Source organism: Paludisphaera sp. (assembly GCF_037189885.1).
Lineage (GTDB): Bacteria > Planctomycetota > Planctomycetia > Isosphaerales > Isosphaeraceae > Paludisphaera.
Genome location: NZ_JBBCIR010000050.1, coordinates 1 through 4,463, shown reverse-complemented (window position 1 = coordinate 4,463; position 4,463 = coordinate 1). Strand labels below are relative to the sequence as shown.

Sequence of the window (4,463 nt, the reverse complement as noted above, 5' to 3'; positions counted from 1 at the left end):
CCGCCGGCCGAGCCTGGAAATGAACCGGCGCGATCCCCGAAGCGCCCAGGCCCTTACCCGGCCCTTCGGGCCACCCTCTCCCGGCGGGAGAGGGGACGCGCGTTTTACGCTCGACGACCGGGCGGCAACCCCTCGTTGACGCTTTGTCTCAATGCGTATTCGCGTTGAGATCAAATCTCACGATGTTTTCGATTCTGGCTGAGACGAGATCCGTGCTGGACGGCGTCCCGTGAGGATTGTCCGACCTGACCGCCCCGCCGCCGGCCCGCCGACCGTGCCGTGACGCGGCTTCGGGGCCGCGTCGAGCGCGCCCGCCCGCTCGCGGGGGCCGCGTCGCCGCGCGTGGTCGCGCAGGAGCCCGCCGATGAGCCCGACACACGCCACGATCGATCGACCGGCCGCGGCCGCCCCCGTCCATCCCCTGGGCCGACGCGCCCGGACGCTCCTGGTCAGCGTCTGCGGCCCCTACGCCCGCGACGACGAGCACGGCAGCCGCGCGCTCAACCCGATGGAGCTGTACCACAACCAGGTGACGCGGGTGCAGGGGCCGTTCTCGCTGCGGATGTTCCATCGCAGCTGGGGGCTGATGCTGATCCAGGCCAACCTCTCGGCCCCCTGCGTCGTGCTGGATTTCCCCACCTGGGAGCGGTTCGAGGAGGAGATCCGCGACAACGAGTACGACGTCGTCGGCATCAGCAGCATCGTCCTGAACCAGCACAAGGTCCGGGAGATGTGCGCGATGATCCGCCGCCACCTCCCGAACGCGACGATCGTGATCGGCGGCCACATCGCCAACGTCCCGGACCTGGCCGACCGGGTCGACGCCGACCACGTCGTCCGCGGCGACGGCGTGGCGTGGTTCAGGCGCTTCCTGGACGACCAGGTGGGCCAACCCCTGAGCCACCCGCTGATCACCTCGGGCTTCGGCACGCGCTGCATGGGCGTCGACGCCCAGGGCAAGCCCGAGGACACCGCCGCCACCGTGATCCCGTCGGTCGGCTGCCCGCTCGGCTGCAACTTCTGCTCGACCTCCGCCATGTTCGGCGGCAAGGGCCGATACGTGAACTTCTACGAGAGCGGCGACGAGCTGTTCCAGATCATGGACCAGCTCGCCGACCGCATGGGCGTCCGCTCGTTCTTCGTCATGGACGAGAACTTCCTGCTCCACCGCCCGCGCGCCCTGCGTCTCCTGGAGCTGATGGAGCGGCACGGCAAGCCCTGGGCGTTCTACGTCTTCAGCTCGGCCAACGCCCTGCGCAAGTACACGGCCGACGAGCTGGTGCGCATCGGCGTCTCGTGGGTCTGGATGGGGCTCGAAGGCGAGGAAAGCTCGTACAAGAAGCTCTCCGGCGTCGACACGTTCGACCTGGTGCGCAACCTCCAGGGCCACGGCATCCGCGTGCTGGGGTCCAGCATCATCGGCCTGGAGGAGCACACGCCGGAGAACATCGATCGGGCCATCGAGCACTCGGCCAGGCACCGGACCGACTTCCACCAGTTCATGCTCTACACGCCGATCCCCGGCACGCCGCTGCACGCGGAGCTCGCCGCCGCCGGGCGGATGCTGACCGACGAGGAGATCGACCCGGCCGACGTCCACGGCCAGGCCCATTTCAACTATCGCCATTCGTCGCTCCCCCCCGGCTGCGAGGGCGAGCTGATGATCCGCGCCTTCACGCGCGACTTCGAGGAGAACGGCCCGAGCGTGATGCGGATCGCCGAGACCACGCTCGCCGGCTGGCGACGCCACCACGATCACCCCGACGCCCGCGTGCGCGACCGCGTCGAATGGGAGTCACGCTCGCTGCGGACCCAATACCCCGCGATGGTCGCCGCCGCGCGCCGCTACTTCCGCGACAGGCCCGCGCTCCGCGACAAGATGGACCGGCTGCTCAAGGAGCTGACCCGCGAGTTCGGCTGGAAGGCCCGCCTCGCCGCGGCGCTCGGCGGCCGATACCTCGAATGGTCCTCGCGCCGCGAGGCCCGCCGCCTGGCGAGCGGGTGGACCTACGAGCCCCCCACCTTCTACGAAGTCAACGACGCCGCCGCCGCCCTGCCTCGGCGACATCCCTTCGCCCGCTGCCAGAGCGTCCGCTCCGAGGTCACCGACGACGGCCTGTGCGACCCCACCGTCGCCGCCGTCGCCGAGGATGCCCACACCGCCTGACCCCCGCGCGGGCGTCGACGCGGCGGGCGCGGCCCTGGTAACGTCGGGGGCGATCGACGCTCGACCCCCGATCGACCCAACCTCGCGACCCTCCGCCATGAACAAGCTCGCCCGACTCGCACTCGCCTCGATCCTCCTGTTCCCGACAGTCGCCCGATCGGACGACGACCCGCCGACGGCGCCGGTGACGATCCCCGGCGCGTCGCGGTTCGACGTGACGAGCCAGGCCGGGGGCACGTATCGCATCTTCCTGTACGTCCCCGACGCCCCCGCCCCGGCCGACGGCTATCCGGTGATGTACGCGCTCGACGGCAACTCGTCGTTCGGCATGCTCGTCGAGTTCGAACGCATCCAGCGCCGGATGAACGGGCCGGTCGCGATCGTCGGCGTTGGCTACCCCATCGACGGCCACATGGATCTGGATCGGCGCTTCCTCGACTTCACGCCCCCCACGCCTCCCGAACTGGTCCGACGATTCCCCGGCGCGACCCACACCCCCAAGACCGGCGGCCAGGACGCCTTCCTGAGCTTCCTCGTCGACGAGCTTCGGCCGATCGTCGGCCGCAAGCTGAAGGTGGACGAGCGGCGGCAGGCGATCTGCGGCCACTCGCTCGGCGGGCTGTTCGTCCTCCACGCCCTGTTCCAACGTCCCGGCGCGTTCCAGGCCTATGTCGCCGCCAGCCCGTCCATCTGGTGGAACGACCGCTCCATCGAGGCCGAGGCCCGCGCCTTCGTCGCCGACCCGTCCAGGGTCGCCCCCGCGCGGCTGCTGATGACCTTCGGCGGCCTGGAAGGCGCGGCCGTCCCCGGCGACTCGGCCGAGCGGAACGAGGCCCGCAAGCAGACCCGGATGGCCGAGTCCGTCCGCGCCATGGCCGATACCCTCGCGCCGCTGGCCGACACGGGCCTCGCCGTCCAGGTCGCCGAATTCCCCGAAGAGAACCACGGCGGCGTCATCCCCGCGGCCCTCGCGCGCGGCCTCGCCCGATCCTTCGCCCCGGCCCCCTGAGCGACCCGCCCCGCGGCGCGCCGTCGAAACCCTCGGCCAAAGAATACTATTCCCTTGTACACTGAAAAGGGAGGTGCTAGACTCGTCTCGCGAGCGGGAGGGAGTGGCGTCGAGGGATGGAACCATGGGCGTCGGATCCAGCGCGAGGTGCGTCATGAGCGGCGAGCGAATCCAGCCGAGGGGCCGTGGGGCCGGCTTCAACCCCCCGAATCGATTCGACCCGCTGCGCCACGAGATCGAGCTGGAGACCGTCCAGGACGACGCCGATTACCTGGACTCGCTGCGACGGCCGGAGACCGAGTTCATCGACGACCGCTCGCGATCGATCGTGGCGGAGAACAGGAGCCCGGACGTCGGGTTCGAGTCCAGCGTGAATCCGTATCGAGGATGTGAACACGGCTGCATTTATTGCTATGCGCGGCCGACGCACGAGTTCCTGGGGATGTCCGCGGGGCTGGACTTCGAGACGAAGATCCTGGTGAAGCGGGAGGCCCCCGCCCTGCTCCGCGAGGCGCTCGACTCGCCGCGATGGCGGCCGCGCGTCCTGGCGATGAGCGGCGTGACCGACCCGTACCAGCCGATCGAGCGCAAGCTGCGGCTGACGCGAGCCTGCCTGGAGGTGATGGCGGAGTATCGCCAGGCGGTCACCATCGTGACCAAGAATCGGCTTGTCGTCCGCGACGTCGACCTGCTCGCCGACCTGGCCCGGCATCGCGCCGCGGGGGTGTTCGTGTCGATCACGACGCTGAACCCGGCCCTCGCGGCCGACCTGGAGCCGCGGACGAGCCGGCCGTCGGGGCGGCTCGCGGCGATCCGGGCGCTGTCGGCGGCGGGCGTGCCGACGGGGGTGATGGTCGCGCCGGTGATCCCGGGCCTGACCGACCACGAGACGCCCGCGATCCTGGAGGCCGCCGCGAAGGCCGGGGCGACGGCCGCCGGATACGTCGCGGTCCGGCTGCCGATGGCCGTCGCCCCGCTGTTCGCCGACTGGCTCGAACGCCACCGCCCCGACGCCCGCGACAAGGTCCTCGACCGCATCCGGTCGATGCACGGCGGCAAGCTGTACGACTCGCGGTTCGGCGACCGCATGCGCGGCGAGGGCCCCATCGCCGACATGATCGCCCGCGTCTTCAAGACCTCGTGCCGGCGGCTCGACCTCAACGTCCGCCCCTGGCCCGTCTCCCCCGCCGCCTTCCGCCGCCCGGAGAAGCCCGACGCCCAGATGCGGCTGTTCGACTGAGCCCCCCCGGCCTACGATGGCGGGGGGGGGGGGGGGGGGGGGGGGGG

At 71.0% G+C, this 4,463-nt stretch carries 3 protein-coding genes; all 3 read left to right on the top strand.

Annotated elements, in window-relative coordinates; all coding sequences use genetic code 11:
- The first annotated feature begins 364 nt into the window (after positions 1-364).
- The 3 genes from WG209_RS15480 (at position 365) to WG209_RS15470 (ending at position 4,416) form a co-directional block, all read left to right on the top strand.
- Complete coding sequence (locus tag WG209_RS15480) at positions 365-2,167, top strand: radical SAM protein (protein ID WP_337175967.1); 1,803 nt, start codon at positions 365-367, stop codon at positions 2,165-2,167.
- A gap of 97 nt (positions 2,168-2,264) precedes the next feature.
- Complete coding sequence (locus tag WG209_RS15475) at positions 2,265-3,176, top strand: alpha/beta hydrolase-fold protein (protein WP_337175966.1); 912 nt, start codon at positions 2,265-2,267, stop codon at positions 3,174-3,176.
- A gap of 154 nt (positions 3,177-3,330) precedes the next feature.
- Positions 3,331-4,416 carry a PA0069 family radical SAM protein gene (locus tag WG209_RS15470; RefSeq protein ID WP_337175965.1) on the top strand — a complete coding sequence of 362 codons (1,086 nt, stop codon included), beginning with the start codon at positions 3,331-3,333 and terminating at the stop codon, positions 4,414-4,416.
- Positions 4,417-4,463 lie beyond the last annotated feature (47 nt).